The 24,381-nt window shown below is 48.3% G+C and carries 24 protein-coding genes; 4 read left to right on the forward strand and 20 right to left on the reverse strand.

Annotation, left to right across the window (positions count from 1 at the left end):
• Positions 1-35 precede the first annotated feature (35 nt).
• From nqrF to FAH66_RS00370, 17 genes are all read right to left on the reverse strand, one after another.
• Entirely contained in the window at positions 36-1,253 is a 1,218-nt protein-coding gene (gene nqrF / locus FAH66_RS00290; protein WP_137040098.1) for an NADH:ubiquinone reductase (Na(+)-transporting) subunit F, read from the reverse strand.
• 13 nt (positions 1,254-1,266) lie between these two features.
• Entirely contained in the window at positions 1,267-1,860 is a 594-nt protein-coding gene (nqrE, locus tag FAH66_RS00295) for an NADH:ubiquinone reductase (Na(+)-transporting) subunit E (RefSeq protein WP_137040100.1), read from the reverse strand.
• Positions 1,861-1,863: 3 nt separating this feature from the next.
• Positions 1,864-2,490: an NADH:ubiquinone reductase (Na(+)-transporting) subunit D gene (locus tag FAH66_RS00300; protein WP_049329022.1), complete on the reverse strand. Its 627-nt coding sequence runs from the start codon at positions 2,488-2,490 to the stop codon at positions 1,864-1,866.
• Positions 2,490-3,266 carry a Na(+)-translocating NADH-quinone reductase subunit C gene (locus tag FAH66_RS00305; protein WP_070615830.1) on the reverse strand — a complete coding sequence of 259 codons (777 nt, stop codon included), beginning with the start codon at positions 3,264-3,266 and terminating at the stop codon, positions 2,490-2,492. Before FAH66_RS00305 ends, FAH66_RS00300 begins: the two co-directional genes overlap by 1 nt.
• Positions 3,259-4,491: an NADH:ubiquinone reductase (Na(+)-transporting) subunit B gene (locus FAH66_RS00310; RefSeq protein ID WP_003755979.1), complete on the reverse strand. Its 1,233-nt coding sequence runs from the start codon at positions 4,489-4,491 to the stop codon at positions 3,259-3,261. Before FAH66_RS00310 ends, FAH66_RS00305 begins: the two co-directional genes overlap by 8 nt.
• A 2-nt stretch (positions 4,492-4,493) precedes the next feature.
• On the reverse strand, positions 4,494-5,837 hold the full coding sequence (locus FAH66_RS00315) for a Na(+)-translocating NADH-quinone reductase subunit A (protein ID WP_137040102.1): 1,344 nt from the start codon (positions 5,835-5,837) through the stop codon (positions 4,494-4,496).
• 337 nt (positions 5,838-6,174) lie between these two features.
• Positions 6,175-7,593, reverse strand: coding sequence for a sodium:proton antiporter (locus FAH66_RS00320; RefSeq protein WP_137040104.1), 1,419 nt, complete (start codon positions 7,591-7,593; stop codon positions 6,175-6,177).
• 443 nt (positions 7,594-8,036) lie between these two features.
• On the reverse strand, positions 8,037-8,396 hold the full coding sequence (locus FAH66_RS00325; protein WP_003684291.1) for a YbaN family protein: 360 nt from the start codon (positions 8,394-8,396) through the stop codon (positions 8,037-8,039).
• Between the two features lie 14 nt (positions 8,397-8,410).
• Entirely contained in the window at positions 8,411-9,007 is a 597-nt protein-coding gene (locus FAH66_RS00330) for a DUF1415 domain-containing protein (protein ID WP_137040106.1), read from the reverse strand.
• A 117-nt stretch (positions 9,008-9,124) separates the two neighbouring features.
• Complete coding sequence (locus FAH66_RS00335) at positions 9,125-9,607, reverse strand: Lrp/AsnC family transcriptional regulator (protein ID WP_003684427.1); 483 nt, start codon at positions 9,605-9,607, stop codon at positions 9,125-9,127.
• A gap of 393 nt (positions 9,608-10,000) precedes the next feature.
• A complete protein-coding gene (locus FAH66_RS00340; protein WP_137040110.1) occupies positions 10,001-10,459 on the reverse strand; it encodes a pilin in 459 nt (152 codons plus the stop codon).
• Between the two features lie 114 nt (positions 10,460-10,573).
• Complete coding sequence (locus FAH66_RS00345; RefSeq protein ID WP_137040112.1) at positions 10,574-11,080, reverse strand: pilin; 507 nt, start codon at positions 11,078-11,080, stop codon at positions 10,574-10,576.
• Positions 11,081-11,148: 68 nt separating this feature from the next.
• Positions 11,149-11,448 carry a hypothetical protein gene (locus FAH66_RS00350; RefSeq protein ID WP_137040114.1) on the reverse strand — a complete coding sequence of 100 codons (300 nt, stop codon included), beginning with the start codon at positions 11,446-11,448 and terminating at the stop codon, positions 11,149-11,151.
• 423 nt (positions 11,449-11,871) lie between these two features.
• A complete protein-coding gene (glnD, locus tag FAH66_RS00355) occupies positions 11,872-14,430 on the reverse strand; it encodes a [protein-PII] uridylyltransferase (protein WP_137040116.1) in 2,559 nt (852 codons plus the stop codon).
• 19 nt (positions 14,431-14,449) lie between these two features.
• Positions 14,450-14,746, reverse strand: a complete 297-nt coding sequence (locus FAH66_RS00360) for a helix-turn-helix domain-containing protein (RefSeq protein ID WP_003680870.1) — start codon at positions 14,744-14,746, stop codon at positions 14,450-14,452.
• A gap of 437 nt (positions 14,747-15,183) precedes the next feature.
• Positions 15,184-15,624 carry a TIGR01244 family sulfur transferase gene (locus FAH66_RS00365; RefSeq protein ID WP_137040118.1) on the reverse strand — a complete coding sequence of 147 codons (441 nt, stop codon included), beginning with the start codon at positions 15,622-15,624 and terminating at the stop codon, positions 15,184-15,186.
• Between the two features lie 78 nt (positions 15,625-15,702).
• A complete protein-coding gene (locus tag FAH66_RS00370; protein ID WP_137040120.1) occupies positions 15,703-17,454 on the reverse strand; it encodes a M61 family metallopeptidase in 1,752 nt (583 codons plus the stop codon).
• 332 nt (positions 17,455-17,786) lie between these two features.
• Here FAH66_RS00370 and ccoN point away from each other — a divergent pair, with 332 nt between their 5' ends.
• The 4 genes from ccoN to ccoP are packed head-to-tail and all read left to right on the forward strand — an operon-like array spanning position 17,787 to position 21,389.
• Entirely contained in the window at positions 17,787-19,220 is a 1,434-nt protein-coding gene (gene ccoN / locus FAH66_RS00375) for a cytochrome-c oxidase, cbb3-type subunit I (RefSeq protein WP_193699282.1), read from the forward strand.
• A 23-nt stretch (positions 19,221-19,243) separates the two neighbouring features.
• Positions 19,244-19,855 carry a cytochrome-c oxidase, cbb3-type subunit II gene (gene ccoO / locus FAH66_RS00380; RefSeq protein ID WP_003680866.1) on the forward strand — a complete coding sequence of 204 codons (612 nt, stop codon included), beginning with the start codon at positions 19,244-19,246 and terminating at the stop codon, positions 19,853-19,855.
• A 4-nt stretch (positions 19,856-19,859) separates the two neighbouring features.
• Positions 19,860-20,027 carry a cbb3-type cytochrome oxidase subunit 3 gene (locus FAH66_RS00385; protein ID WP_137040122.1) on the forward strand — a complete coding sequence of 56 codons (168 nt, stop codon included), beginning with the start codon at positions 19,860-19,862 and terminating at the stop codon, positions 20,025-20,027.
• Between the two features lie 30 nt (positions 20,028-20,057).
• Positions 20,058-21,389 carry a cytochrome-c oxidase, cbb3-type subunit III gene (ccoP, locus tag FAH66_RS00390; protein ID WP_137040124.1) on the forward strand — a complete coding sequence of 444 codons (1,332 nt, stop codon included), beginning with the start codon at positions 20,058-20,060 and terminating at the stop codon, positions 21,387-21,389.
• A gap of 535 nt (positions 21,390-21,924) precedes the next feature.
• On the opposite strand, the gene FAH66_RS00395 is transcribed toward ccoP, so the two are convergent.
• The 3 genes from FAH66_RS00395 to FAH66_RS00405 form a co-directional block, all read right to left on the reverse strand.
• Positions 21,925-22,545, reverse strand: a complete 621-nt coding sequence (locus FAH66_RS00395) for a DUF2238 domain-containing protein (protein ID WP_137041578.1) — start codon at positions 22,543-22,545, stop codon at positions 21,925-21,927.
• 106 nt (positions 22,546-22,651) lie between these two features.
• Positions 22,652-23,641 (reverse strand): phosphatidate cytidylyltransferase, encoded by a 990-nt coding sequence (locus tag FAH66_RS00400; protein ID WP_137040126.1) that lies wholly within the window; start codon positions 23,639-23,641, stop codon positions 22,652-22,654.
• Positions 23,638-24,345, reverse strand: coding sequence for a lysophospholipid acyltransferase family protein (locus FAH66_RS00405; protein ID WP_003684451.1), 708 nt, complete (start codon positions 24,343-24,345; stop codon positions 23,638-23,640). The genes FAH66_RS00400 and FAH66_RS00405 overlap by 4 nt, the downstream gene beginning before the upstream one ends.
• Between the last annotated feature and the right edge of the window lie 36 nt (positions 24,346-24,381).

Consider the following 24,381-nt stretch of genomic DNA (forward strand, 5'->3'; position numbering starts at 1 on the left):
AAAGGAAGAAACCGAGGTTTCTTCCTTTTTGTTTGTTAGCCGCCGAAATCGTCCAAGAGGATGTTTTCGTCTTCCACGCCCAAGTCTTTGAGCATTTTGATCACGGACTGGTTCATGATCGGAGGGCCGCACATGTAGAATTCGCAGTCTTCCGGTGCTTCGTGGTTTTTCAGGTGGTTTTCGTAAACCACGTTGTGAATGAAGCCTGTGTAACCGTCCCAGTTGTCTTCAGGTAATGGGTCGGACAGGGCGACGTGCCATGTGAAGTTCGGGAATTCTGCTGCAAGTTGGTCGAAGTCTTCGACATAGAACATCTCGCGTTTAGAACGGGCACCATACCAGAAGGTAATCTTACGTTTGGAATTCAAACGTTTCAGCTGGTCGAAAATGTGGGAACGCATCGGAGCCATACCCGCACCACCGCCGATGAATACCATTTCGGCATCGGTGTCTTTGGCGAAGAATTCGCCGAACGGACCGGAGATGGTTACTTTATCGCCGGGTTTGAGCGACCAGATGTAAGACGACATTTGTCCCGGAGGCGCATCGGGGACGCGCGGAGGCGGCGTGGCGATACGCACGTTCAGCATGATGATGCCTTTTTCTTCAGGGTATGAAGCCATGGAGTAGGCACGCAAAATCGGCTCGTCCACTGTGGAAACGTATTGCCACAGATTGTATTTGTCCCAGTCTTCATGGTATTCCTTAGGAATGTCGAAGTCTTTGTAGGCAACAGTGTGAGGTGGGGCTTCAATTTGAATGTAGCCGCCGGCGCGGAAAGGAACTTCTTCGCCTTCAGGAATGGCAAGCTTGAGTTCTTTAATGAACGTGGCTTTGTTGTCATTGGAGATGACGGTGCATTCCCATTTTTTCACGCCGAATACTTCTTCCGGTACTTCGATATCCATGTCGGTTTTAACGTTGACCTGACAAGACAGACGGCAGCCTTCGCGCGCTTCGCGTTTGCTGATGTGGGACAACTCGGTCGGCAGAATGTCGCCGCCGCCACTTTTCACGACAACGCGGCACTGGCCGCATGAGCCGCCGCCACCGCAGGCGGAAGGAACGAAGATGCCTTGGCTGGCAAGCGCACCCAGCAGTTTGCCGCCGGCAGGCATCGTCAGCTCTTTTTCGTTATTGACTTTGATGGTGATGTCGCCTTCGCTCACCAACTTGGATTTGGCAAACAGAATCATCAGTGCCAAAACCAAGACGATGACGGTAAACATCACGATACCTAAAATAATCTCCATGCCGATTCCTTTCTTATAACTGGATGCCGGAGAACGACATAAACGCCATTGCCATCAGGCCAGCGGCGATAAAGGTAATGCCCAAGCCTTTGAGGCCTTTAGGGACATCCGAATATTTCATTTTTTCGGTAATGCCCGCCAAAGCGACAATGGCCAAAAGCCAGCCCAAACCTGCACCGAAACCGTATACAACGGACTCGCTGAAGTTGTATTCGCGTTGCGCCATAAACGATACGGCACCGAAAATCGCGCAGTTTACGGTAATCAGAGGCAGGTAGATACCCAATGCGTTGTAGAGGGCAGGGACGAATTTGTCCAAGAACATTTCCAAAATCTGCACCAAAGCGGCAATCACGCCGATGAAGGTGATGAATTTCAGGAAGGTCAGGTCCACGCCTTCAACCAGCGCTCCGTCTTTCAATAGCGAGTAAACAAGTTGGTTGGCAGGGACGGACAGGCCGAGTACGAAAGTTACAGCCACGCCCAAACCGAATGCAGTGGATACTTTTTTAGATACCGCCAAAAATGTACACATCCCCAAGAAGAAGGAAAGTGCCATGTTTTCCAGAAAGACGGATTTTACAAAGAGGCTTAAGTAATGTTCCATGTGTTATTTCTCCGCCTGTTCAGGTTTCCAAGTGCGCAGACCCCATACCAAGAAGCCGATGATGAAGAACGCGCTAGGTGCGAGCAGAAACAAGCCGTTGGTTTGATACCAGCCGCCATCTTGTACGGTTTGGAAAATGGTGTAGCCAAAAAGCTTGCCTGAGCCGATCAGTTCGCGGATGGTTGCGATGATGATCAGCATCATGCCGTAACCTGCGCCGTTGCCGATACCGTCAACCAAGCTTTCCAAAGGAGGCTCTTTCATGGCGAATGCTTCGGCGCGGCCCATTACGATACAGTTGGTAATAATCAGGCCGACGAATACGGACAGCTGCTTGGACAGCTCATAAGCAAAGGCTTGGAGCAGTTGGTCAACCAGCGTTACCAAGGAAGCAACAATCGCCATTTGCACAATAATACGGATGCTATTAGGGATGTAGTTGCGTACCAATGAGATGAAGAAGCTGGAAAAACCGGTTACCAAAGCTACGGAAATACCCATTACGATGGCCGTCTGAAGTTTGGTGGTAACTGCCAAAGCCGAACAAATACCCAAAACCTGCAAAGCAATCGGGTTGTTGTCGATAAAGGGTGAAAACATCAAATGTTTCAAGCGTTTCATGTCAGCCATTATTGTGCTCCTGCTGATTTCAATTTGTTCAGGTAGGGGATATAGCCGTTTTCGCCGAACCAGTAGTCGAACGAACCTTGCACACCTTTAGACGTCAGCGATGCGCCGGAGAGGGCATCTACGCCGTGTTCTTTGTCTGAGCTTGCGCCTTTGCCGACGTGCAGGGCAAATTTGCCTTGTTCGTCAAACAGTTTTTTGCCGACGAATTTTTTTTGCCACAGAGGGTTGCCGATTTCGCCGCCCAAACCCGGAGTTTCACCTTGGTCGTAGTAGGTAATGCCGTTGATGGTGTTGCCGTCAGGTTGAATGGCGACAAAACCGTACATGACAGACCACAAACCGTTGCCGTGCATAGGCAGGATGATTTGGCTGACTTTGCCGTCTTCGCCTTTTACCAAGTAAACCTCAGTGTATTTGGCACGGCTTTTGATGCCTGCCAAATCGTCTTCAGGTTTGATTTGGATGCTTTGGGCAGGGTCTTTGCCGGCAACGCGTGCGCTGAAGTCTTTAGGCGCATCGGCGACGTATTCGCCGGTAGCCAAGTCCACGACACGTTGCTCGATACGTTCGGCAAAGGTTTTGCTGATGTCGGTGTTTTTATCCATCAAACCGGCTACGCTTAAGATATAGCCTTGTTTGTCTTGGAGTTTTTGTTTCTCTTGGATAGGTTTCAAGCCGACGACCGCACCAGCAACGATGATGGAACAAATCAGGCTGACAACCAATACCACAATCAGCGTGCCGCTGAAGCTGTCTTTATCGAATTTCTTAGCCATTGCTGCGCGCCTTTCTGCGTTTGATGTTCGCTTGTGCGACGAAATAGTCGAAAATCGGGGCAAACAGGTTGGCAAACAGAATCGCCAACATCATGCCTTCGGGGTAAGCCGGATTGACCACGCGGATTAACACGCACATCACGCCGATTAGCGCGCCGTACCACCATTTGCCGACATTGGTAAATGAAGCGGAAACAGGGTCGGTCGCCATAAATAGCATACCGATGGCGAAGCCGCCGACAACCAGATGCCAGTACCAAGGCATGCTGAACATCGGGTTAGTGTCTGAACCGATGACGTTAAACAGCGAAGACATGGCAATCATACCGATCATCACGCCGGCAATAATGCGCCAAGAAGCGATGCGGGCAAACACGATAAACGCGCCGCCAATTAAAAGCGCCAAAGTGGATACTTCGCCGATGGAACCCGGCAAGTTGCCGATAAACGCATCCATCCAAGTGATCGGTTGATTGGTAACGGCATTTTTCAGACCTTCTGAACCGTGTGCCGCCCATTGCGCCAGCGCGGTTGCGCCGGAATAGCCGTCAACCGCCGTCCAAACGGTGTCGCCGGTAATATTCGCAGGATAGGCGAAGAACAAGAAGGCACGACCTGCCAGCGCGGGGTTCATAAAGTTTTTACCAGTGCCGCCGAACACCTCTTTCGCAACCACCACGCCGAAGGTAATACCCAAGGCAGCCTGCCACAGCGGCAGCGTAGGCGGAACGATTAAGGCAAACAGAATCGAAGTCACGAAGAAACCTTCGTTGATTTCGTGTTTGCGTACGGTGGCAAACAAGACTTCCCAGAAACCGCCGACGATAAATACGGTCGCGTAAATCGGCAGGAAGTAAATCGCGCCGAACAGCATTTTGCCCAACACGCCCGCTTCAGACGACATATTGATGCCCAAAGCGTTGGCAAGGGCGTAATGCCAGTCGTTGGCGATGCTTTGTTGCAGCAAATCAGGCGTCAGCGCACCGAATGCCTGCGCGCCGACGTTGTACATACCGTAAAACATGGCGGGGAACAAAGCCAGCCACACCAAAATCATCATGCGTTTGGAATCCAGCGCATCGCGGACGTGTGCCGCTTTGCGCGTTACCGCACCGGATGTGTAGAAAATCGTCGCCGCAGCTTCATAGAGGGCATACCATTTTTCATGTTTGCCGCCCGGCAGGAAGTGCGGTTCGATTTTTTCTAGAAAATGTTTCAAGCCCATAATCAGCCTTCCTTCTCAATGGTTTCCAGCACCTTACGCAACAGCGGGCCGTATTCGTATTTACCCGGGCAGACGAAGCTGCACAAAGCGAGGTCTTCTTCGTCCAATTCCAAGCAACCCAAAGCCTGCGCGCTGTCGGTATCGCCGCCGATTAAATCGCGCAGAAGCAAGGTAGGCAGGATGTCCAGCGGCATCACGCGCTCGTAAGTACCGATCGGTACCATAGCGCGGTCGCCGCCGTTGACGGCTGTCGTGAACTTGAAGAGTTTGTTTTTCAGGAAATGACCGAGGGTCGTACGCGTAATCGAGTATTTGTCCGGCTGCGGCGCAACCCAGCCGAACAGCTCTTTGCTGCGGCCTTCTTCGATAACGGAAATCTGATTGTGGTAGCGTCCCAAATAATCATGCGCGCCTTGTGCAATCGCGCCGTTCAATACCGAACCGGAAATCACGCGGTTGTCCGCGTCAACCAATTCGCCGGCGGTAATTTGCGACACCTTCGCGCCCAAAACGGTACGCAAGAGGCGCGGTTTGTTGACTTGCGGACCGCCCAAGGCAACCACGCGCTCGGTATTCAGACGACCTGTTACGAACAAACGTCCGATGGCAATCACGTCTTGATAATTGATGGTCCACACGGTTTTATTCGCGCCGACAGGCTCGATGAAATGAATGTGCGTGCCACTCAAACCGGCAGGATGCGGGCCGCCAAATTCATGTGTTTCGATGTTGGCAGCGTTTTCAGACGGCACGTCTGCGCCTGCTGCTTTACACACATGGATTTTACGTTCGGTCAGGCGGCTTAATACCAACAGGCCGCGTTTGAAGTCTTCGGCAGCTTCTTTGATGATAACTGTAGGATCGGCAGCCAGCGGATTGGTGTCCATCGCATTGACGAAGATGGCGAACGGTTCGGCATCAACGGCAGGAGTTTTGCTGAACGGACGGGTGCGCAGCGCAGTCCACAAACCGGATTGGATCAGGTTGCGGCGCACTTCTTCGCTGCTCAATTTTGCTAGCGCTTCAGGTGCGTAGCGTTCGAACTCGATTTCGTCGTTGCCTTCTACGGCAATCACGACTGACTGAAGTACGCGCTTTTCGCCACGGTGAATCGCGGCGATTTTGCCTGAAGCCGGAGCAGTAAATACTACGCCCGGATTCTTTTTGTCTTCAAACAGCACTTGGCCTTTTTTGACGGCTTCGCCTTCCTTGATTTTCATCGAGGGGCGCATGCCGACATATTCTTCGCCAAGCAACGCGACTTCGGTAATGGCCGGGCCGTCATAAATGACTTGCTCCGGTCTGCCTGCGATAGGCAGGTCTAAGCCTTTTTTTATCTTAATCATAAGGATGCGTTACTTTTTGGTGGGTTGAGATTCGGATGTCGGATTGTTTTTTTCAGACGGCATGTAATGTTTTGAAACAACGGATGGGCCGTCTGAAAAAGCAGAGGTTTGCTATAAAAACAACGAATAAACGCAAACAACAAAGCTTTAGATTTTATCAGGTATAGGCTGCTTTATGTCAGTTTTACGCTTATTTTTACGGGAAAAGTGGGAAAAAAGTAGGAATGTGTAATCGAGTGTTAAGGGAAATAATTTTTAACTGATTGATATTTAAACGCTATATTTGATGATATGGCTGAAAATGAAAGGCCGTCTGAATTTCAGACGGCCTTTAAGTTTAAAAGAGCTGCCAAACAAAGAAAATCATCGTATGCAGGGCAAACAGCGGTACCAATACAATTACCGACCATGCCATGTAGCCGAAGAAGGAAGGCATCGGTACGCCGCGTTGTTCGGCAATGGCTTTGACCATGAAGTTCGGCGCATTACCGATATAAGTGAGCGCACCCATGAATACGGAACCCATGGATACTGCCAGCAACGAATGGAACAGATGGCCTGTCATCAAAGCTTGGGCATCGCCACCGGCCATATTGAAGAATACCAAATAAGTCGGCGCGTTATCCAAGAATGCCGACAAAATGCCGCTCATCCAGAAATACATCACATTAATCGGATTGCCTGCCGCGTCGTGAACCAAAGAAACAACGGAAGCCAATGCGCCTGTTTCGCCGGCTTTTAAAATAGCCAAAACAGGCGAAATGGTAATGAAAATACCCAAAAACAGTTTGCCCACTTCGGCAATCGGCTCGAAGTTGAACTCATTGCCTGCGCGTACCTGTTTGGGTGTGATAATCCAAGATACGGCGGTCAAAGCCAGCAAAATGCCATCGCGCATTAGGTTTTGCAAGGCATAATGGCTGCCCAAGATTTCAAAGCCCGGATGATTTGGTTTCCACAAACCGGACAGCAAAACCGCGCCGACTACGCCGGCCAGTAACAGAAAATTCCATTTGCCGTAGATTTTGACTTTGTCTTCTTTATCGGAAGGAGCAGGAGCAAGGTGTTCGCTTTGTTCACGGTTGAAGTGTTGGCTGTCGATGATGTAGAAAACGGCCAGCAAAACCACAGAACTGATCAATACAGGCATCAGCATGTGTTTGACCGTCCACATGAAATCTACGCCTTTCAGGAATCCTAAGAACAGAGGAGGATCGCCTAAAGGAGTCAGACCGCCGCCGATATTCGCCACCAAGAAAATGAAGAAAATCACGATGTGAACGCGGTAGTGGCGTTTATGGTTGGCTTTCAAAAGCGGACGAATCATCAGCATCGCCGCGCCTGTCGTCCCCATGATGGACGACAAAGCCGTGCCGACTGCCAACAGGGTTGTGTTCAATTTGGGCGAGCCGTGCAAGTCGCCGCTGACAAAAATACCGCCTGAAATGGTATAGAGTGCCAAAAGCAACAGGATAAAGGGGATATATTCTTCAACCAACGCATGGGCAACGGTATGTACGCCGGCTCCGAAACCAAAGGTTACGATAAACGGCGTTAAAAACAGCAGCGTCCAAAACGCTGTAATTTTGCCGAAGTGATGGTGCCAAATATGGGAGAAAAACAGAGGCCCGAGTGCAATAGACAAGAGAATCAGTGCAAACGGCAGACCCCAAAGCAGGCTTGCGGATGAGCCGTTAAAATCGGATGCCGCAGCAGGAAGGGCGGCAAGAAGCAGTAAAAATGAGAGATAGCGCATGGTATTTCCTTTTTATTCTGTTGCGCCGTGAGGAACTTCGTTGAGAGAGCACGGCGGTGAAATATTCAGGCCGTCTGAAAATATCCAGACGAACTGCGCGGTTGTGTCAGGGGAAAGTATAACGCAAAGCAAGTGTTAAGGGACGGTTTAGAGTGTTGGAATCAAAAGAAATGTTGATACAAATAAAGGAATAAAAGCGATGGGAGTAGTTGGAAGTAGTAAAAAAATGTTTTTGAAACAGGAGCTTGAAACCTTGAAAATAATACTATCGAAAAAATGTTTTGAATTAATTTTAGCTAAAATTTACATTTAATTGAATAAATGGAGGCCGTCTGAAAAATGAGGGTTGAATAGTGTGTTTTAGTTCTTACTGATTGTTTTAATGGATAAATTGGGTATGAAAACAAAAAAACAGGTAAGCAAAAATGCCCACCTGTTTTAATTTATGCTTCCGGCCGTAACCACATCCACACAGCCACGCAGCTACAGAAGACTGATGAAACGGCACCAATCCACCAGCGTTCTGGAAATTGCCAAAACATAAACAGGCAAGAAAGAGCCATCATGCCGATAGCGAAGAACTTTGCCTTGCGCGGCACGGCGCCATTATTTTCCCAGTTTTGTATGATCGGGCCAAAGTGGCGGTGATGATACAGCCAATTGTGAAAGCGCGGCGAAGCCTTTGCCCAGCAGGCGGCGGTCAATAAAATGAAAGGCGTAGTCGGCAGTAATGGCAGGAAAATGCCAATAATGCCCAAGATGAGCGACAATGCGCCGCAAAAAATCAATAAATAGCGAACCATATTCCCATCACCAATTATTTGTTTTCAGACGGCTTGTGATGTGGAAATGGACAACGCGGAATGTCTAATTTATCCCAGCCCTCATGCCCCATTTTTTCCAGCAGCGCGATATTGCGGTCGAAAATTGCCGAGGCATCAGGAAATGCTTCAGCCGCTTTGGCAATACTGTCTTCACGAATCAGATGCAAGGTCGGGTAGGGCGAGCGGTTGGTGTAGTTGCTGATGTCGTCGGCTTCCGTGCCTTCAAATTGAAAATCGGGATGGAACGGCGCAATTTGAACAATGCCTTCCAATTCGTTTTCTACAACGGCATCGTCGGCAATTTCCAGCATTTGGTTGAAGGTTTCAAAATCAGGGAACAGCGTCGGATGAACCAGTAAAGTGGTTTCCAATTCCGAAGCGGGCGTATTGCCCAGAAGCTGCAATTCACGATCCAAGTCCTCAAGGAAACCGTCTAAATGACGGGCTTCGCTGACAATGATGCGAACCAGGTTTTTAACGTGCGGGGCTTTAGCAAACGGGCAGAGATTCAGGCCGATAACGGCTTTTTCCAGCCATTGTTTGGTATGTTTTGAAACAGTATCGATATCGAGATGGGCGGTGTCAGTCATAGCAAAAGCTTATGTGAATTATTCTTAAAAAGTATACAAGTGTATGGATGTTAAAGCAAACCATTGGAATTCAAAAGGCCGTCTGAACAACAGACGGCCTTTATCAGTTTCAAATCATTAATCCTGAACCAAATGAACCAAAGGCAGAGCAGTCGTGTTTTTAATTTCTTTCAACACAAAACTCGATTGCGCATCTTGCACGCCGTGGTGCGAAAGCAGCGTGTCCAAAACAAAATGGGAAAACGCGTTCATATCGGTAAAAAACGCATGGAGCAGATAGTCGGTTTCGCCTGTTAAAGCAAAGCAGCTTAATACTTCCGGCCAGGCGCGGACAGATTCGGAAAAATCCTCGCGCGCATCTTTTGCCTTGCTAATCGATACACGGATAAAAGCCTGCAAGCCCAAGCCCAAAGATACGGGAGAAAGCTGGGCAGCGTATTTTTGAATAATGCCCGCATCTTCAAGCTGTTTGAGACGGCGCAGGCAGGGAGAAGGGGAGAGCGCCACCTTTTCAGAAAGCTCAACATTGCTCAACCGCCCATTTTCCTGCAAAACCTGCAGAATCTTTAAATCCGTTTTATCCAAGTTTAGATGAGGCATGATGGTTCTCCCAATGTAGGTAATGTATGTTTTAAAAATGAAAAATGCTTAAAAATAAAGACTTGTATGGTTAAATTATATATTGAGTTCAGATAGGCGACAAATTGTCTTATAAGGAGTGTTGCGAATTTGTTTTATGTAGTGGTGAAAAGATGAAGGCCGTCTGAAACTAATCTAGATCAAAGTTTTATGTCATATTAGGATTGGATATAAAGAGGCCGTCTGAAAATGAATTTCAGACGGCATTTATTTTCGTAATGTGATCATTCAGGCTCTTAATGACCGTGTTTTGGAGAGTTTTGTTCTTTTGCTTTGATTCGTTTTCCGCGTTTGTATTTGGCTTTGTTTGGGGTGTTTTCTTCGCAATGTATTTTTGTGTTTTGGGAAATAAGCTTACAGGCTCTGTTTGCAGGATACAGGAAGGAATTGTGTATCCATGGTGCCACCGCAAGACCAAACTGTTGTGCCTTTAGTAGCACCTGTTTTTGCAAAACTTGGTGTCAGGTGGATTTCAGTATTCTTCACAGGAACAGCAGCTTGATTACCGATGGCGACAACAATAGTGCCGTTATCTTCAATACGGACAATCTTTACATAGTTACCGACTTTATTGTCGTCTGAAGCGAGTTGCTTGATATTTAGGTTAAGCGGCAAGCTGCCTTTATCTGCATAGGCCTCTTCGACGTAGCTTTTCATACTGCCTGCCAGCATGATGCCTTCTGCTACTTGTGCTCTGGCAACATAGTTTTGGTATGCAGGAAGAGCTGCTACCGCCAAAATGCCGATGATGCCGATAACAATCATCAACTCAATCAGGCTAAAACCGATTTGGGCTTTGCGTAGGTTTTTCATTTTTGAGTATGTCGTTTTCTTATTTTTATTTTATAAAGCAAATCCCATAATTATTATGGGATTTGCTTTGAGTCGAATATCTTTTGTTAGATATTTAAATTAGGTTAGCTAGCTTTATTTCTTACCTGCTGGTTTCTCCTCATCTGGACGGCAAGAGGAAGGTAAGAATTTTGTAGCTACGCCACTGGTTTTGCCTGTAGTACAAGTCCAAGTAAAGGAACCATTAGCAGTTGCAGTTGCACCAGTAGTAGCACCGGCAGTAGTGGCATGAGGAGTAAGGGATACGGTTTTGCCTGCAATTTCCTTATTTACGTCAGCACTTTTCATTGTGGCAGTAATAACACCGTCACCACCAACTTCTACTTGTGCAACATATTTACCTTTAATGATGCTCTTATCTGCAATACCTGCTTCTTCATTGCTCTTAGGCCATTTGCCTTTATCTGCATAGTATTCAACAACAGCAGACTTTTGACCTTCCATCAATAAGATGGCTTCAGAAACTTGGGCACGTGCAGTGTAGTCTTGGTATGCAGGCAGGGCGATAACTGCCAAGATGCCGACAATCGCGATGACGATCATCAATTCGATCAGGGAGAAACCTTTTTGGATTGCTTTCATTGTTTAAAATTCCAGTTTTAAAGTGTGAATAATTGTGTTTAAGTAAAAAATCCGTAATGTGCTTGGCACTATGTATTATGAGTAAACCATAAGTAAGAAGGAATATACAGCTTCCGTCGGGCTTGCTGCTTTGAGGCTTGAGCCTTATCGGATGTGTTATTACAAGCAGTCGGTGTGCCAAGTGTGCAAAACTGATTAGAAAATTTATTTTTTATTTTTTGTTTATTGTTTTTATTGAAATTATTTTTAAATTTTAAATTTTGTGAGGTTTTGTTTGAAAGTTTCAGGATTTTTGGGAAATTAGGGGGCTGACGTTTTTTGTCAGTTTTGTGTTTTTTGTGACAGAGAGTGTGTGCAAGTTTGGGCATGTGACGTTTTTCGTCAGAAATTAAGCTTGGCTCAATAATATGTTAATTGATTTGAATAGGCGGTATTTTTATGGATTAATCGGTGAGTTTAATATTTTGTGATTTTATTTTTTTGTTTTTTATAGGTTTTATTTTGTATGCGTATTTTGTTTGAATACGGATAAGGAGAAAATTTGGAAGGAAGGATTTTTGAAGAGGGTTTGGCGTAATAGGTGAATGAAATTTTTCCATTAGAATTATATTCATATGGGTTATGATTTTTGAATGTAGTTTTGTGTCAGAAGGAAGTTCTGGTTTCGAATTTTAAGGCTTTGGATTTCTTGAGTGTTTTAGAAGGGTATATTCAGGATGTTTATATTTTTGGGTGCGATTAGGGTGAGCAAAAAATGCTCACCCTATGTTTTTAAGATGTTCAGACGGCCTTTATGGGGCTAAGACTTCGATCAATGCCTGTTTTAGGGTGTTTTGGGTTTGCGGGTCTTGTAGGGATGGGCTGTAGGTAATGAAGCTGTCCTCAATGCGCTGATCCAAGGTGGTGATTTTGGCGTAGCGCAGGCTGATGTTGTGTGCAAAGAAGGTCTCGGCGATATCGGCGAGGAGGTGGGGGCGGTTGACGGCGGTGATGTCTATGGTGTGCCAGCCGGGATAATCTTCTTCTGGGGTGATGATTACGGTAGGCGGAATGGGGATGTGGCGGATGCGGCGGCTGATGTGCGGGCGGCCGCTTTGTTTTTGGACGGTGGTATTGCCGTGGATGAAGCTGTTGAGTTCGGCTTCGAGTGCGCTTTGACGGTCGGGATATTCTTCGGGCGGGAGATTGTCGGGAAGTTGCAGGATAAAGGTGTCAAGGATGTAGTCGTGCTCGGTAATGAAGGCACGGGCGGCTTGGATGTCGAAGCGGTGGCTGCTGAAGATGCGGCAGAGGCGTGCGAAGAGGCGGTCGCCATTGGGCATGAATACCATGACTTGAAGGCTGTTGCTTTGGGGGAGGATACGGCTGCGGACGGCCGGACTTTGGGTGTCGTAGGCGAGGTTTGCGGTGTGCCAGAGGATTTCCCGCGTCTGATGGCGGACGTAGTATGCGCTGCCGAGGATGCGGCGGAGTTTTTGTTGGTTTTTGAGGGGAACGGCCGCGCGTGTGAGCTGATCGGTCGAGGCTTGTTCGCGTCGGTTGGGGAGGCGTTCGGGATCGTGGTGTTTGCTGTTTAAAACGGCGGCGGTGCTGTGGTAGAGGGTTTGGAGCAGACTGGCGCGCCATGTGTTCCAAAGTTTGGGGTTGGTGCCGCGGATGTCGGCAATGGTAAGCAGGTAGAGTGCGTCGAGGTATTCGCGCGTGGGAATACGGCGGCAAAAGGCTTGGAGGACATGGGGATCTTGGATGTCTTCTTTTTGGGCAACGGTGGACATGAGCAGGTGGTTTTCAACCAGCCATGCGAGGAGGTGGCTTTCTTCTTCGGTGTAGTAGTGGTTGGCGGCGAATTGTTGTGCGTCTTTGATGCCTTCTTTGGCGTGATCGCCGCCACGGCCTTTGGCGATGTCGTGTAGCAGGGCGGCGGTGTAGAGGACATGCGGTCTTGGGTAGGCCTGCATGATGGCGCTGGCCTCGGGCATTTCGTGGCTGTGGGTTTCGATGGCGAGACGGCGCATATTGCGGACGACGGTCAGGATGTGGTCGTCTACGGGGTAAATATGGAAGAGGTCGTGTTGGAGCAGGCCGGTGATTTTTTCCCATGCGGGGAGATAGCGGCCAAGTACGCCGTAGAGGTTGAGAAAACGGAGGGTTTGGGTAAGGCCGGTGCCGTGTTTGAAGAATTGGATGAAGCGGCGGCGGTTTTCTGGATTTTGGGTGAAACGGGCGTTGATTTTTCGTGTGGATGCCCACCATGCACGCAGGGTTTGCGGCTCGATGGTGGTGATGTTTTGCTCCTGCATGGTTTGAATGATGGTGAAGATGTGTTCGGGATTTTGCTCGAACAGGGCAAGGTTGTTGGCGGCGATTTGGTGGCCGATGCGTTTGTAGCGGCTGTCGATGGGGTGGATATGTTGGGGACGGCTGGAGGTTTGATGGTTTTTGAGAACCGGAATGAGGATGCCGTTGAGTTGTTTGATGGCTTTGGTGGCACGGTAGAAGGTGTGCATTAGGGCTTCGCTTCGGCCGCGGATGTCGGGTTGGGTATAGCCTAAGCTTTCGGCAACTTGGGACTGGTAGTCGAAAAGCAGCCTGTCTTCGGGGCGGTCGGCAGTAAGGTGGAGATGAATGCGGATGTTGGCGAGCCGGCGGTAGCCATGGGCCAACATACCGGCTTCGGTGCGTGTGAGGACGCCGGCGGTAACGAGGGCGGTGGGGTTGCTGTCTATGCCTTGTGCTTTGGCTGTCCAGATAAGGGTGTGGATGTCGCGCAGGCCGCCGGGGCAGGTTTTGATGTTGGGTTCGAGTTGTGCGCCTGTGCCTTGGGATTTGGTATGGCGTTGCTCCATTTCGAGGAGTTTGGCTTCGATAAAGGCGGCTGTGTCGCGGCGTGTGTTGAGTTTGTTTAGAAGTTGGGCGGTAAGGTAGGCATTGCCTTGTAGGTGGCGTGCTTCAAGAAAGGCGGTTTCGCCGGTAATGTCGTTTTGGGTGCTTTGGAGGATTTCTTCTATGCTGCCGCTTTTGATGGCCGGATTGAGGCGTGCGTCCCAAAGGATTTGGATAAATTGGGCGGTTTGCTGTTGCAGGCCGTCTGAAAAAGGAGTGGAGGAAATAATTGCTAAGTCCCAGTCGGAATGGGGATAGAGTTCGCAGCGCCCAAAGCCGCCGATGGCAATGAGACTGATGTCGTTGCTGTCGGGGAAGTGGATTTGCCAGAGGCTTTGCAGCAGGGTTTCGGCAGCGGCGATATGGTCGCGGAAATAAACGGTAGGGCGGTTGTTTTGGCGGTAGGCAGTTTCTGCTGCGGCTTTTTGCTGCTGGTAGGTTTGGATGGCTTGTTGGGCGGCGGTCATGATGGTATCTGGCTGTGAATTAGGCTTGGGTATCGGCAGGCTCGGTCATTTGACGGAGCATTTCTTGCGGCGGAAGGAGGAGTTTGTAAGGAGCAATTTTAAGCGCGGATGCGATTTTTTCGATGTTGGAAAGGGCGATGTTCCAGCGTTTGCGCTCAACGGCGGAAACGTAGGTACGGTCAAGTCCGCATTGGCGTGCCAGTTCTTCTTGCGACCAACCGTGATTAACGCGGTAGAGGCGCATGTTGTAAGCGATAACGGCACGTAGGTCTTGCGGATCGGGCAGGCTTGGAGGGGGAGTGAGTTTATTGACCATGGTATTTGGAGTTTGTGGTTTGAACGATAAGGGGATTTTATACTATTTTTGTGAGGGGAAAGGAAAGGCCGTCTGAAAGTTTTCAGACGGCCTTAAAGGGGGGTAGGTATAAAAAAAAAGGGGGTGGCTTTCGGCCACACCCAAACACACACACATCAAGAGGAAAGAAAAATCATTTAATAAGAGAGCTGGCTCTTATAGAGGAAAACTGGATGATTAGGGCTTGACCCTGAAGCATTGAAAGGCATTATAAATGAAAATAGGGTTGGGGTATTGATACAGGTCAATTCGGGCTTGATTTAGAAAATATATTTTTAGGATAGTGGAAATAAATTAAAAATAAGGTTTGATTGTGAATAAAAGTCATTAGGCCGTCTGAAAAATGGGTTTCAGACGGCCTGATTGGTTTAAAGGCTGCTACTTATATAAATTAAGTATTAAGCCAAACCTTTATCTTTGGCTTCTTGCAGGCGGGCTTCAAAGTTGCTGAGGTTGACACCTGCCTGTTCGGCTGCGGCAACTACTTCGGCTACGGATGCGCCGTGTTGCACTTGATGATAACCCCAAAGCAAGGAGCAGCGAGTGCCGGTACGGCAGAAGGCAAGGATAGGAGCCGGAGATTGTTGTAACAGATTTTGGAAGGCTGCAACATCGGCTGCGTTGATTTGAGGCGCAACAACGGGCTGGTGTGAGAATTGGTTGATGCCGGCCTCTTTAAACCAGTTTTGCACTTCGGCAAAAGCCGGTTGGTTTTCTTCTTCGCCATCCGGGCGGTTGCAGATGACGGTTTGGATGCCGAGACGTACGGCTTCTTGGATATCGGCTTCGGTCAGTTGGGGGGCGATATAGAGGGAGTCGGTCAGTTTACGGATGGGCATAGTTTTTCCTTTCTTTATATTGAGCGGATATGTAGATTTCAGACGGCCTAGAAAGTGGCAGGCCGTTTGAAGTTTTATTTAATGATTGTACAACCAGTTTTCGAGTTTTGGGCGATCGGTAATGTGTAGCAGGGCGGTATTGGCTTCTGCTGCTTGAACTGTGATGCTGGTTTCGCGCAATAGGCCTTGGCGGAAGAAATGGATGGTGGTGCGCGTGCCGATAGGCAGTTTGCTCCACTGCGCTGCAAGGTCGTTGCAGGCATAGCCACCTAAGGCGATGATTTTATCTTGCGGGCAGAGTCCGGCATTTTCTGCGCTGCCGCCATTAAATACATGAGTCAGGACGGCATGGTCGCCGTTTTGTTTGAAACGTGCACCCAAATCGTTGGCGGGGACAACCGATTGGGGTTCGCTTGCAAATGCTCCACCATGTTGGCGTGGCAGGGGGATGAAGTCGAGTTTGACACCTACGCTTTGCAGACATTCTGCGAGCGGAAGGTCTTCGGTGCTGTATAAGGCCGTCTGAAAGAAGGTTGCTAAATCTAAACCGGTCATTTCTTGGCAACGGGTTTGCCAGTGTTTTTCGGGTATGCCTTGATGGGTGTCGCACCAGTCGCGATAGTGTTGCTGCATCACGCTGTCGAGGGTGTATTTGCCTTGGCTTTTTTCACGGATGATGAGGTCGAGGCAAAGTGCGGCCAGTGCGCCTTTTTGATAGTAGCTGACGATGGCGTTTGGGCTGTTTTCGTCTTGTTTGTAGAACTTGTCCCATGCGCTGAAACTGGATTGGGCAAGTGTTTGTTTCAGACGGCCTTGTGTCTGCTGTACGCGTGTGATGCCTTGTGCAAGCAGGGTAAGGTAGGCTTCGGGGCTGATGGTTTTGCTTCTGGCAAGAAAGAGGTCGTCGTAGTAGGACGTAATGCCTTCAAATGCCCAAAGTTGCTCGGTGTAGTTTTCTTGGTCGAGATTGTAAGGTGCGAAGACGGCCGGTTTGATGGATTTGACGTTCCATGCGTGGAAGTATTCATGGGAGAAGAGGCCGAGCAGTTCGGTATAGGCTTTGTCGGCTTCGCCCATATCGTAAGATGGCAGACTGTGGCGGTCGGCGAGTAGGGCGGTGCTGCTGATGTGTTCCAGTCCGCCGTAGAGGTTGTCGCCCAGATGTAGTAGGAAAAGGTATTCGGTAAACGGGGCAGGGGTGGGGAACATCGCCAACTCGGTTTCGCAGATTTTTTGAATATCGGCGAGGAAGCGGGCGCGGTCGAAATCGGGGTAAATACCACTTAATGCAATACGGTGGGGGATGCCTTGTGCTTCAAAGTCGAGGAATTCGATGATGCCTGTTTCAACGGGGTGATCAATAAGCTCGGTATATGAGGCCGTCTGAAAAGTGGTCGCCGAAATTTGGGGCAGGGTTGTGGCTATCTGCCATGTGTGTGGCAGGGTAGGAAATTCGACTTGGTGCGGTTGTTCCTCTTGTCCGTGTACTTTTAAGAAGAGGCACGCGCCATCGAAAAAGCCGCGCTCGGTACTGAGGAATGAGCCGCGTACAGACAAGTCGAATGCGTAGATGGTGTAGTAAATTTCCCACGCTCCACTGAGGGCCGGGGTTTGCCAATGGTTTTTGCTGGTTTGTGTTAGCGGCTGGGCTTTGTCGTCGCAGCGTGCGCTGATGTGTGTGATGTGGCGGGCAAAGTCACGGATGAGGTAGCTGCCGGGAACCCAGTTTGGTAGGCTGATTTCTGTTTCATAATCATTGGGTTGGGTGAACGATAAGGTGATGTGCCATTCATGAGACAGAAAGTTGGGGGTAATTTTGTAATTAATCATAGCTATCGTATAGTTTGCTAAAGTTTATTAAGAATAAGTGTTTTAAAAGGTTGGGTTTAATCTATATCAATAAATCTGTACGAAAAAGGAGGCTTGAAAAAATGCCGTGCCCTATTTATTGAATATGTTTAAATAAATTATTGATTATAAAAGAAATGAGATGATGTCTCACTAAAGGTTTTATGCAATATGGAATGTAATTTTGCTTGGCATGTTGTGGTGTCTATGTTAAATTTAGAAAAATTTGAGCCTTAGCCGTATTGCGCTTTTCATAAACGTAAGGGTTGGGGTGAGATAAAAATTTTTTATACCCATAATTTATGGAGACTTCCATGGACACACAAACTTATAACTACAAAGTGGTGCGCCAGTTCGCCATCATGACTGTAGTTTGGGGTATTGTGGGCATGTTGGTCGGTGTAATTGTAGCCGCCCAATTATTTGCTCCATCCCTTGATTTATCTGAAATTGGACCTTGGTTCCACTTTGGCCGCCTGCGTCCGCTGCATACCAATGCGGTTATTTTTGCATTCGGTGGTTGCGGTTTGATCGGTACATCATACTACGTTGTTCAACGTACATGTAATACCCGTCTGTTTGGCGGTTGGTTGCCTGCATTTACCTTCTGGGGTTGGCAGGCTGTCATCGTGGCTGCGGCTATCAGCTTGCCTATGGGTTATACCCAAGGTAAAGAATACGCCGAGTTGGAATGGCCTATCGACATTTTGATTACGCTGGTGTGGGTTGCCTACGCTATCGTATTCTTCGGTACGATTGCCAAACGTAAAATCAAACATATTTACGTTGCCAACTGGTTCTACGGCGGCTTTATCTTGGCTGTTGCGCTGTTGCACATCGTCAATAATATCAGCATCCCTGCCGGTTTGATGAAATCTTACCCAGTTTACTCTGGTGCGATTGATGCGATGGTTCAATGGTGGTATGGCCACAATGCGGTGGGCTTTTTCCTGACAGCCGGTTTCTTGGGTATGATGTACTACTTCGTACCAAAACAAGCAGGTCGTCCTATTTACTCTTACCGCTTGTCCGTTGTTCACTTTTGGGCTTTGATTTTCACTTATATGTGGGCAGGTTCTCACCACTTGCACTACACCGCATTGCCTGACTGGACTCAATCTTTGGGTATGGTATTGTCTTTGATCCTGTTCGCACCTTCTTGGGGCGGTATGATCAACGGTATTATGACTCTGTCTGGTGCATGGGACAAACTGCGTACTGACCCGATTTTGAAATTCTTGATCGTATCTCTGTCCTTCTACGGTATGTCTACCTTCGAAGGTCCGATGATGTCTATCAAAACTGTTAACGCTCTGAGTCACTACACTGACTGGACTGTTGCACACGTTCACGCCGGTGCATTGGGTTGGGTAGGCTTCGTAACCATCGGTTCCGTTTACTATATGATCCCACGCCTCTTCGGTAAAAACGAAATGTACAGCACCAAATTGGTTGAAGCGCATTTCTGGATTGCAACCATCGGTGTGGTTCTGTATATCGCCGCGATGTGGATTGCCGGTGTGATGCAAGGCCTGATGTGGGGTTCTCTGAATGCTGACGGTACTTTGACTTATTCGTTTGTAGAGTCAGTTAAACGTACCATGCCTTACTACATGATTCGTTTCACCGGCGGCCTGCTGTACCTGAGCGGTATGTGTATCATGGCATACAACGTTTACCGTACAGCCATCAGTGGCAAAGCGGTTGATGCCGAAATTCCCGCGGTGTCTCAAACCCAGCACCACTAAAAACATAAGAAAAGGCTACCAAAATGAAATTACAACAATTAGCTGAAGAAAAAGTCGGCGTCCTGATTGTATTTACCCTGCTTGTAGTCAGCGTAGGTCTGTTGATTGAAGCCGTGCCGCTGTTCTTCTCCAAGGCTGTAACCCAACCTATTGAAGGTGTGAAACCTTATAACGCTTTGCAAGTGGCTGGTCGTGATATTTACGTACGCGAAGGCTGCTATAACTGCCACTCTCAAATGATTCGTCCGTTCCGTGCAGAAACCGAACGTTACGGTCACTACTCCGTTGCCGGTGAGTCTGTTTATGACCATCCGTTTCAATGGGGTTCCAAACGTACCGGTCCGGACTTGGCTCGTGTAGGCGGCCGCTATTCCGACGAATGGCACCGCATCCACTTGCTGAATCCGCGCGACGTTGTGCCTGAGTCCAATATGCCTGCTTTCCCATGGCTTGCCCGCAACAAAGTTGATGCCGAAGCAACCGTGGCGCATATGAAAGCCCTGCGTAAAGTCGGTACGCCTTACAGCGATGAAGAAATTGAAAAAGCTCCTGAAGCTTTGGCAAACAAATCAGAGCTGGATGCGGTGATTGCATACCTGCAAGGCTTAGGCTTGGCATTGAAAAACGTAAGGTAACATCATGGACGTGAACTGGGCTCGCTCGCTCTTTACTGTTTGGGTTTTTATCAGTTTCATCTTAGTGCTTTATATTGTTTTTAATCGACGTAATAAAAAGAACTACGATGATGCTGCCAACAGTATTTTTGACAATGATGATAAAGGGTCGTCTGACAAAGACGGGCGATAACAGTTTAGTCCGTGATCACGGAGCAAAAGAATGAACACAACATCCCAATTTACCAGCAATTTCTGGAATATATACATTGCAGTTATTGTCGTGCTCAGCTTTATCGGCTTGGCATGGCTGCTGCTTTCCCAAAACGTTGTGAAGCGTCCTAAAAAGGGCGAAGAAGTCAAAACGACAGGTCATGAATGGGACGGTATTGAAGAATACAACAACCCGCTGCCGCGTTGGTGGTTTTGGCTGTATGTCTGCACTTGGACCTTCGGTATCGGCTATCTGGTCATGTATCCGGGTGTCGGTGACTTTAAAGGTATTTGGGGCTGGACTAGCCACGGTCAGTATGAAGAAGAGGTTGCCAAAGCTGAACAGAAATACGGCCAAGTGTATGCTAAGTTTGCCAAAATGCCGATTGACCAAGTGGCTAAAAATCCTGAAGCACAAGCTATCGGTCAAAACCTTTTCAATACCTACTGTATCCAATGTCACGGTTCAGATGCCAAAGGTTCTAAAGGCTTTCCAAATCTGACTGACGACGACTGGTTGTGGGGCGGTGAACCTGAAAAGATTCAGGAAACCATTGAAAAAGGCCGTACTGCCGCCATGCCTGCATGGGGTCCTGCTTTGGGTGAAGAAGGCGTGAAAAACGTAACACAGTATGTTATGTCTCTTTCTAAACCTAAAGGTCAATACGACGAAGAACGTGCAGAACGCGGTAAAGTCCTGTTTAGCGGCCCACCTGCCAACTGTTTCACTTGTCACGGCGACAAAGGTCAAGGTATCCAAGGTCTTGGTCCGAACCTGACTGATGATGTATGGTTGTGGGGCGGTACTCAAAAAGCGATTACCGAAACCATTACCAACGGCCGCAGCAGCCAAATGCCTGCTTGGGGTCACTTCCTCGACAAAGACAAGCTGCACATCATGACTGCTTACGTTTGGGGTATGTCTAACAAAGACGGTAAAAAAGCTCCTGTTAAAAAAGCTGAGCCTGCTCAAGCTGCTCCAGCAGCCGAAGCATCAGCCCCTGCAGCTGACAGCGCAGCATCTGCCGCTCCTGCATCAGATGCCAAAGCAGCTCCAGCAGCTGAAGCTAAACCTGAAGAGGCTTCTGCCAAAGTTGATGGTAAAGCTGTTTTTGAAGCCAACTGTAAAACATGTCATGGCGGTTTGATTCCAGGCGCTCCTGTCGTAGGTAAAAAAGAAGACTGGGCTCCTCGTATCAAACAAGGTAAAGACACTCTGCACAAACATGCTATCGAAGGCTTTAATTCTATGCCGGCTAAAGGCGGTAATGGCAGCCTGAGTGATGATGAAGTTAAAGCAGCTGTAGACTTTATGGCAAACGAGTCTGGCGCAAAATTCTAATTTTGAGTCAGATTGAAAAAAGCGTACCTAACAAGGTACGCTTTTTTATATTTGATAAAACCGTATGGAAAAAACATACAAAAGGCCGTCTGAAACATTCAGACGGCCTTTTGTTTTAAACCTAGATTATTCAATTTAAAGTAGATGTACTACGTTTCAGGAACTACTCACTGAAAGATTATTCGACATTGTCGAGTAAATTTTGGTGATTTCTCACAATTCCATATTACTTTTAATTTGCAATTTGCGGTTAAAAAAGGTGTCATGATCTTCTATACGCATCATCATGCGCATAGAATCTATACCGTTGTCGGCAAATCTTAGATCAGGCTGGCCGACAAAATTGTTATTAATGAAGCTTTCTGTATTGGTACTAGCGCACTTTGATGTCGATATTTAAAACTTTATATTCAACTTGATGGTCGACAACCCACTCCAATTATTGTCAACCAATGTTCCAACATACCAATAGAAAAATGAAAAAGGCCGTCTGAAAATCTGGTTTCAGACGGCCTTTTGCTGTAAAGGGGTAGATTTAAGAGAAACCCAAGCGTTTATCGGGTCGGGTAAACACAAAAATAAACAGAGCAGTTAACGCGCCCAAAGTATCGGCAAGCATGTCTTTTTGCGCGTCCCAAATATCGCCTTGAGAGCCCAAGAACTCCAGTCCGGCCTCTCCACCATCGATGACGGCATATTGCCATTCGATGATTTCATAGGCGGCAGCCACGCTCATAATGAAGAACAGGGAGAAAAATAAGGCCAACGGCAAATTGCACAGCTTGCGGCGCAGCAGCCATTCAGCCATCGGGTAGGCATAAAAGCCGATGATGTAATGGGCAATACGGTCGTAATGATTGCGGTTTTCGCCCAAAATTGGCTCGACAAAGCGGTTGATGGATTCAAACGGTACATCGGCAAAAGTGTAGTATGCACCGATGGAATGCATGATCAGCCAAAAACTCATGAATAAGTAGGCTAGGTTGCTGAAGCGGAAAATGCGGTAGGTGGCAACCAAAAGGAAGAATACGGATGCTACGGGAATGATTTCGGCGTACCAGACCGCGCGGTCATGGGGATTGATGCCTGACCAAACAATGAGCGCGAAGATAATCGTAGCAAGAAAAATGGGAAAGATTGGAGAAGGTTTATTCATGTTGTGTGTGTAATAACAATGGTCGCGTATTGTATAACGAATCGGCAGGGTTGGCAGTTTCATGCATTCAAGGCCGTCTGAAAACAGCTTTCAGACGGCCTGAAGTTTAGCCGTTCCAGAAATAACGGGTGATGTGGAAAAACACGGGTGCGGCAAAACAAATCGAATCCACGCGGTCAAGCATGCCGCCGTGGCCACGTATCATATTACCCCAGTCTTTGACACCGTAATCGCGTTTGATGGCAGACATAACCAGGCCGCCAAAGAAGCCCATCAGGCAGACAATAAAGCCGATAACGGCCGCTTGGCCGTGGGAGAACGGTGTAATCGGCGCCATCAACGCGGCAATGGCAGTGGCCGATAAAATACCGCCGACAGTGCCGGAAATGGTTTTAGATGGAGAAAGCGAGGGCATGATTTTTGCACCGCCAATCAGTTTGCCCCAAACGTATTGCAACACATCTGATACTTGCACCACGCCAATCAGGAAGATCAGCAACAGGATATTATTGCTGTTATCGAAGCCGTCCAAATCTAGAAACATCAGCGCCGGAACATGGGACAGACAGAAGATGCAAATCATCGCCATCCATTGCGTTTTGGCGGCGCGTTCCAAAAAGTGCGCGGTTTGGCCGCTGAGGCTGGCAATAATCGGCAGTATCAAAAAGCCGTAAACCGGAATAAAAATGCTGAACATGCCGTACCAGTCGTCATAGACGAAATAGTATTGCACCGGCAGCAGCAGGTAAAAGCAGACCACCATGCTGTAATAGTCGCTGCGGCGGCGATAGACGAGGGTCATAAATTCGCGTAGTGCGGCAAATGAAATCAGGAAAAACAGTACAACTGTCCCGATTTTTCCGAACCAAAACGCGCCCAGCAACACCAGCGTCATCAGCCACCATGCGTAAATGCGGGCGTTAAGGTTGGCGATGGTGGCATTATCTGCGCCATTTTTGCGCTTGAGCCATTGTCCGATGATGCTGGCAAAACACAATACGGCAAATACGCCGACAAAAATATAGCTGGCTTGCGGAGTCAGATGAGCGGCGGCCTGTTCGACAATGATTTGTTGGGAAGTCGTAGAAAGGCTCATGCTTGTCCTCCTTTGTTTTGCTGAACTTCAGGTTCGTTTTGACGAGGCTCGCTGCGGTCGTTTTCAGACGGCCTGAGTGCCAGCAGCGCTTCACGGATGCGTGTCAAAAAGCTGTCTTTGTCTTCGTTTTCCTGCAAAGTAAGCGGCTGTCCGATATGAACTTCACACAAAAGCGGGATAGGCAGGATTTTGCCTTTGGGCAGTACGCGGTTGATGTTGTCTATCCAAATTGGCACAAATTCGGTATTGGGTTTGCTTTTTGCCAGATGATAAATGCCGGACTTGAACGGCAGCAGGATGGTGTTGTCGTCAGTATTACGCGTGCCTTCAGGGAAAATAATCAAAGAGTCGCCTGCGTTTAGCGCGTCTTTCATCTGCTCGGTAATCGCTTGCGGATTATCACTATGGCGCGGAATCAGTAAGGCGTTGAAAACATTTTGAATGATGAAGCGTTTGAGTTTGCTTGTCAGCCAGTAATCCGAACCGGCGACTGGGCGCGTGGACAAGCGCCAGCGGCGAGGTAGGGAAATCCACACCAGCACAAAATCGCCATGGCTGCCGTGATTGGCATAATAGACCTTTTGGTGCTGATTGAATGTCAGCTCGCGCGGGCTTTTGGGGCGCACGCCCGTAAGAAAAGAGACCGACAGGCACAAGGCTTGGTCGGTCAGCCAGGCAAGTTGTTTTTTGAGGAAGTTTTTCATTGTTTCTGCCTTTGGGAGTGAGATACCGCTAAGGAT

The sequence above is a fragment of the Neisseria subflava genome (assembly GCF_005221305.1).
Taxonomy (GTDB): Bacteria; Pseudomonadota; Gammaproteobacteria; order Burkholderiales; family Neisseriaceae; genus Neisseria; species Neisseria subflava.